Genomic DNA, 5,263 nt, shown 5'->3' with positions numbered 1-5,263 from the left:
GGAGAACGGTTACTGCGAGAGCTTCATCGCGAAGCTGCGCGACGAACTCCTCAACGGCGAGGTGTTCTACAGCCTCAAGGAAGACAGCGTCGTGATCGAGCAATAGCGGCAGCACTACCACGGCATCCGGCCGCACTCGTCGCTCGGCTACCAGCCGCCTGCGCCAGAGGTCCTCATCTGGCCAACCGAACCGAGCGGATTAGTGCCGTCCGCTCGCCCTGCCATCGTCACGCGACCGACGATGCACTAACTTCGAACATGGGCCACCGAACGGGGGCAGGCCAGGACGGCTCACCGCCTCACAGATCGCTTCTGCATCGCCGGCATCGATCTTGCCGCGCTTCACGTAAGGCTTGACGTAGTTCGGCGGCATAAGGCGCACCTGATGGCCAAGCCTCGCAATCTCACGCGCCCAGAAGTGAGCGCCACCGCACGCCTCCATCCCGACGAGGCAGGATGGCAACTTGGAGAAGAATGTCAGCACCTGCGAGCGGCGCAATTGCCGTCTCACCACCGCGGCGCCCTCCGAGGTGATCGCGTGCACCTGAAAGATCTGCTTAGCCAGATCGAGCCCGACAACGTGAATCTGAGACATTTCGGTTCCTCCGCGTTCGAGAACTGATCCGGATTGAAAAACCAGATCAGCACTGCCGCAAGCAGGGCCGTTCCACACCATCATACCAAAGGGCGGACCACTTCAATGGGGGCTGACCAGCGGGAATGTTTTTTGCAGGAGGCAGTGCACTAGGATCTCAGTTAAAGGCTGAGAAAACTGACGGGCCCTACGGCTTAAGCATATGAAGATCATAGCCTCGACTTTCTATGGCGCACAAGCCGCGCACATTAGAGTACAACACGGCATATGGCCGTTTTGCATTCGCCGGACTTATTTGGGTTATCATGATCGATGGTACTTCCATAAGGTGTCGAGCTTCACGCGCGTTCGACATGCTTCACCACGCACCCGCGCATATTTGGCACGGTTTTATGCTAAAACATGCCATCCGGCGGCTGGGGAAGAAAGCTAGGCGCTGAATGACTGAGCCCTATTTAGCCAGCATGGCTTACGCACCCCAGACCACTGGCGAGCTGTTCAAGGCGAAAGCCGTGACCGACTCGGATATCGCCGCCGCAGTGGACGCCTTCCTGGTCGATCCGAGCATCTCGGGGTTTCTGTTCGGCGAGGGCTACCGAATCGACCTCGCCGAGGCCGTGAGCGCACACGAGTGGGCGTTCGTCACGACGTCCAATAAGGATGCAACGGAGCACCTGATGCGCGCTGCCGTGCGCACCGCGATCCTGCTCGTCCGGCCGGAGAAGGTGTGATCCCGAATCGGGAGCGGGCCACCGCCGGGCTATTGAGCCGCCCGTAACTCGCCGGCCGCATCCTGCGCTGGAGCCACTGTAATGCGTATCGGCTCAAGCGTGAGATGGGCGTCCAACCCCGCCGGCCCGTGATCTGATCGAGTGGCGGGGTCGTTACGTTTACTTCAGATCGGTGTCTTTGTCACTTCTTCGCATCGCCTTCCGGACGCTCGGAGGCAGTCCACTCGATCCTAGCCTCTCGGGCCGTCTTGGTTAGAACGACGGTGTTGCCGTTCATAGTGCCGACCCAGGACGATGGGATGGTGTGATGCTGACCACCCGCCGCCGGATCGTTCTTCGTCAACTTGATCTCCTTGCCATCGTATTTGTCGACCGTGCCCACGTGGATCTTGTCGGAACCGACGACCTCCATGTGTTCACGGACAACGCTATTAGTCGTCTTGGCCGTCGGATCCTGGGCCTGCGCGAACGGCGCCAAAACGCACGACGAGGCTACAATCAGGCAGGCGGCAGTGATGGCGCGAAGCATGGGAAAATCCTGTTCGAAAATTGGGGGTCGCTGATCAACGCGACCCTCAAACTGGCCGTTCCTGTTCGCATCGCCGCAGTTCCGGGCAGCCGAGCAGCGGGGGCGAGCCCTAACGGCATGAGCCTTCACGCGTGCGCCGTCGGCAGCTCGGCCACCTGGGTCGTGTAGCGGGGCGAGCGCATCTCGAACTTAGTCGACCACGTACGCTTCTCCGTGAGCCCAGCGCGTGCCGGCACCACCGTCCCCCATCCGAACCGCCCGTTGCACGCGTCCATGGCCGCCATGAGCGGCCCGCTGCGCTCGCGGTCGAGTCGGCCGATCAACGCGCAGGGCGAGGCCGCTAGGGGCATCAGATCCGTCTCGACATCCACGGCATCCTTGAAATGGTGCCGACTTCAGTACGCCTTCCTTTGGGACGGCCCGTTGCGGCGTCCCGACGCGATTCAGTAATAAAGTTGAACATGTACATCCGCTGGGAATTGAAAAGTACGTGTCGAGCGTCCTCGATTTAATGCTCGTGATAGGAAACTAATTGGCCCTCGTTATCTTTTTTGTGATTATCGGTCCCGCGTTTGGGCTCGCTGTCTACGATTTCGTTCAGTCCAAAAGCGCTAAGCAAATTTAGCGCATTTTTCACTGAAAACGCTTTTGTAGCGAACACGAAAGTGCGGTCGTTCGCACTTTCGTGTTCATACGTGCGCCGGAACGGTTGGTTTGGTGCCGGCCCTCACAGTATTAGCTCTGCTGGCGAGCTCAAGGTCGTGGCTGATGACGAGGCCGGCGAACTCGATGTGGCGACGATCCTCGGACAGTTCGGCAAGGTGCCGGAGGACTTCACGGAGAGCCTGCAGGGCGGTTGATGCGGTCGGCTGGGGCCTAGGTGTCTGGATGCGAGACCTTCTTTGCGCCAGCGACTCGAAGCCGATCCCGCATTGGCCAACTCAACCTACAGAGCACCCAGTTCTACTCTCCATCAAGCGCGCCCTCCGCATCGTTGCAGACGCCAATGAAGTCCCACATCCAGACAGCTAGGCCGCACGAGATCACCTCGCGAGCGGTGCGCGGATTGACGCCGATCAGGGTGGCTATCTCGTCATTCGAATAGGTGTCGAGCATCGGTTTCTCCTACGAAAAGGTCGAATTCGGAGGTCAAACGGCGGCGGCCCCCCCCAAAATTCGAAAACCTGCAGCGAGCCGAAAGTCGGGCGTAACTCTGCCCGCAGAGAGGTAGAGTGCCTCCGGAGTACCCATGGTGCGCTGCGATGGTGCGGTGCGGCGCAGATTTGGCCGATACGTCGAAGCTCAGGTTCCTCGACACGCTTCGAACGCGTCTCAGCCACGCGTTTCGTGTTGCGACGCAACATATGCCGGCGTGCTCCGTTGATCACCCGCTACCCTCGCATCGCTGCGTGAGGGACGGCATCACTTCATTCGCTCGCCGAGCGGAGGACGATGCTGCGACAACGCCGAAGGGCTTTTCGATGCGCATCCTCCCGACCCTTTCCACGCTCTTCATCGTCTTCGCGCCGTTGCCGGCGCTGGCATCCTCCTGCGCCGAGCAGATCGGCACCATCGAGCGCCGCCTCGACAGCGCCGGCGCCATCGAGATCGCCGGCCTGCAAGATGGTCACATGGTCCGCACCGGTTCTCCTCGTGGCGTGACCACGGTGCGACTCGATGCCCCGAGCGACCCCGACACGATCTCGACGGCAGCCCATGTCACCATCGCGAGAACCCTCATCGTCCGTGCGACGGACGAGGATCGCCGCGGCGACAAACGTGCCTGCGAGAACTCCATGAGCGAGGCCAAGGGCATGATCGGCGCCCTGCCATAGATCGTTAGCAACGAGCCGGTCTGGGACTTTTCTGGATCGGCAAGCCACCGATAGGGGAGCGCGAGGCGATGCTTGGACCTGCCGAATTCGAGGACATGCGATTGGACATCGCTGCCGCCGAGCAGGCGCGCTTGTACGACGTCGCTTTTGCCAGCTTGAACCGCCATTGGTCCGCCCGTGGCGCGACCTCAGTCGGCAGCGTCGCGCGGATCTGCGAACTCGTTCGTGAGCATGCCGCCGACCGCCCACACTCCGATTGGAAAGCCGTCGTTGTGGAAGCCACCGGCGAGGCTGGCTTTCACGTTCTATGGAATGGCGACGAGGTTGCTTCGCTGGAAGCGCGAGCATAGGCGCACCCGACCCCGACAACTCCATGTTGCCTCGATGGTACGAAGCCATCGGGACAACCATCGGGTTGCTGAACGGCCCGCTCAGCTTCCGCTCACGGCTACGGTCGAATCCTCCCTGTCATCCGGTCCAGCGGGTTCGGGCCGAGGTCTCAGGGGATCGTGTCATGGTGCGCTTGAAGGTGCTTGGGATGGCTGTGGCGGTGGCTGTAGGTCTTGCCTCCGCTCCGACGGCGAATGCGGCCCCGTTCGGGTATGGGCCGGCTGGAGCTGCCGATCTCATCGATCATGTCGCCGGCGGATGCGGTCCTGGCTTCCACCCGAACCGCTGGGGCGAGTGCCGGCCGCACTTCCGGGACGGTTATGGTCGGGGCTACGGTGGACCGCGACGGTTCTACGGTGATCGTCACGGCTACGAGTATCGGGGTGGGTACGGCGGTGGGTATGACCGCAGCTACGACAGGCCCCGTCGATTCTTTGAAGGCTATTGAGGCAAGCCCATAACGGTGCCTCCTTGCGGGGCGCGGTGTAAGCTGTCCCTCGCCTTGGCTTTTCGTCTCGGTGAGGGCGGGGGAACGGCATGAGCGGCGATATCACAGCGTTCCTCACGGTCGATGTCAGCAGACCAGGTGTGACACTCGGCACGGCGATCGACGACAGGAGCGCTCACGGTCAGGTCCTGATGGCCGAGGAGTTCCTAGGTGTACGGTCCCGGGATGAGGTGTGACGGATCGAGCCTGAAGCGATCGGGCTCTTTCGTCCAGGCGTTCAGGATGAACGCGGTGGGCGTCAGGCCGCGCAGCGTCTTGAGCCTTCGGGCGTGGTTGTAGGCATCGACGAACAGATGCAGATGCGTTCGCAGCTGAGAATGGCTGTCGTAGCCTGCCCGCCGGCCGCGATGGTGGAGGGCAGGCCAAGTACATCGAGGGCTTCGGGCCGAAGGTGGACGGATTCGATCAGGTGCCGACGGGCGATTTCGATGCGCTCGAAGCCGCCATCGGCCCGGAGACCGATGCCCTGATGATCGAGCCGATCCAGGGCGAGGGCGGCGTACGGGTGATACCGCACGAGCACCTGCGCGCCCTGCGCGCTCTGCGACGCCCACGGCCTGCTGCTCATCATGGACGAGGTCCAGACCGGGGTCGGGCGCACGGGCCGGCTGTTCGCGCATGAATGGTCCGGTGTGACGCCGGATATCATGAGTGCCGCCAAGGGCATCGGCGGCG

Annotated in this window: 6 protein-coding genes and 5 pseudogenes; 6 read left to right on the top strand and 5 right to left on the bottom strand. The window is 62.0% G+C overall.

The window, feature by feature from the left end; translation table 11 throughout:
* Positions 1 to 250: pseudogene (locus tag MKK49_RS00875) on the top strand (integrase core domain-containing protein); the annotation flags it as partial.
* 33 nt (positions 251 to 283) lie between these two features.
* On the opposite strand, the pseudogene MKK49_RS00870 reads toward MKK49_RS00875, so the two are convergent.
* Positions 284 to 595, bottom strand: a pseudogene (locus tag MKK49_RS00870) (transposase); the annotation flags it as partial.
* A gap of 440 nt (positions 596 to 1,035) precedes the next feature.
* On the opposite strand from MKK49_RS00870, the gene MKK49_RS00865 reads away from it, so the two are divergent.
* Positions 1,036 to 1,326: a hypothetical protein gene (locus MKK49_RS00865; RefSeq protein ID WP_244026139.1), complete on the top strand. Its 291-nt coding sequence runs from the start codon at positions 1,036 to 1,038 to the stop codon at positions 1,324 to 1,326.
* A 181-nt stretch (positions 1,327 to 1,507) separates the two neighbouring features.
* Here MKK49_RS00865 and MKK49_RS00860 read toward each other — a convergent pair whose 3' ends face one another.
* From MKK49_RS00860 to MKK49_RS00850, 3 genes and pseudogenes are all read right to left on the bottom strand, one after another.
* Positions 1,508 to 1,855: a DUF2171 domain-containing protein gene (locus MKK49_RS00860; RefSeq protein WP_313899141.1), complete on the bottom strand. Its 348-nt coding sequence runs from the start codon at positions 1,853 to 1,855 to the stop codon at positions 1,508 to 1,510.
* Positions 1,856 to 1,980: 125 nt separating this feature from the next.
* Positions 1,981 to 2,220 (bottom strand): annotated as a pseudogene (locus MKK49_RS00855) (DUF4113 domain-containing protein); the annotation flags it as partial.
* A gap of 598 nt (positions 2,221 to 2,818) precedes the next feature.
* On the bottom strand, positions 2,819 to 2,971 hold the full coding sequence (locus MKK49_RS00850) for a hypothetical protein (RefSeq protein ID WP_244026138.1): 153 nt from the start codon (positions 2,969 to 2,971) through the stop codon (positions 2,819 to 2,821).
* Between the two features lie 167 nt (positions 2,972 to 3,138).
* Between MKK49_RS00850 and MKK49_RS00845 the strand changes: the two genes are divergently transcribed.
* The 3 genes from MKK49_RS00845 to MKK49_RS00835 all read left to right on the top strand — a co-directional run bounded on the left by MKK49_RS00845 (position 3,139) and on the right by MKK49_RS00835 (position 4,528).
* A complete protein-coding gene (locus MKK49_RS00845; protein ID WP_244026136.1) occupies positions 3,139 to 3,690 on the top strand; it encodes a hypothetical protein in 552 nt (183 codons plus the stop codon).
* 68 nt (positions 3,691 to 3,758) lie between these two features.
* Positions 3,759 to 4,040 (top strand): hypothetical protein, encoded by a 282-nt coding sequence (locus MKK49_RS00840; RefSeq protein WP_244026134.1) that lies wholly within the window; start codon positions 3,759 to 3,761, stop codon positions 4,038 to 4,040.
* A 164-nt stretch (positions 4,041 to 4,204) separates the two neighbouring features.
* Positions 4,205 to 4,528 carry a GCG_CRPN prefix-to-repeats domain-containing protein gene (locus MKK49_RS00835; RefSeq protein WP_244026132.1) on the top strand — a complete coding sequence of 108 codons (324 nt, stop codon included), beginning with the start codon at positions 4,205 to 4,207 and terminating at the stop codon, positions 4,526 to 4,528.
* A 206-nt stretch (positions 4,529 to 4,734) separates the two neighbouring features.
* Here the strand turns inward: MKK49_RS00835 and MKK49_RS00830 are convergent.
* Positions 4,735 to 4,929, bottom strand: a pseudogene (locus tag MKK49_RS00830) (IS481 family transposase); the annotation flags it as partial.
* An 11-nt stretch (positions 4,930 to 4,940) separates the two neighbouring features.
* On the opposite strand from MKK49_RS00830, the pseudogene MKK49_RS00825 reads away from it, so the two are divergent.
* Positions 4,941 to 5,263, top strand: a pseudogene (locus MKK49_RS00825) (aminotransferase class III-fold pyridoxal phosphate-dependent enzyme); the annotation flags it as partial.

The organism is Methylobacterium sp. J-090 (assembly GCF_022829345.1).
Lineage (GTDB): Bacteria > Pseudomonadota > Alphaproteobacteria > Rhizobiales > Beijerinckiaceae > Methylobacterium.
The sequence above is the reverse complement of the archived record's forward strand: the minus strand, read 5'-3'. Positions and strand labels throughout refer to the sequence as shown.

Coding starts and splice junctions, on each gene's coding strand:
- MKK49_RS00865 (WP_244026139.1), top strand. CDS start 1,036: ATGACTGAGCCCTATTTAGCCAGCATGGCTTACGCACCCCAGACCACT.
- MKK49_RS00860 (WP_313899141.1), bottom strand. CDS start 1,855: ATGCTTCGCGCCATCACTGCCGCCTGCCTGATTGTAGCCTCGTCGTGC.
- MKK49_RS00850 (WP_244026138.1), bottom strand. CDS start 2,971: ATGCTCGACACCTATTCGAATGACGAGATAGCCACCCTGATCGGCGTC.
- MKK49_RS00840 (WP_244026134.1), top strand. CDS start 3,759: ATGCTTGGACCTGCCGAATTCGAGGACATGCGATTGGACATCGCTGCC.
- MKK49_RS00835 (WP_244026132.1), top strand. CDS start 4,205: ATGGTGCGCTTGAAGGTGCTTGGGATGGCTGTGGCGGTGGCTGTAGGT.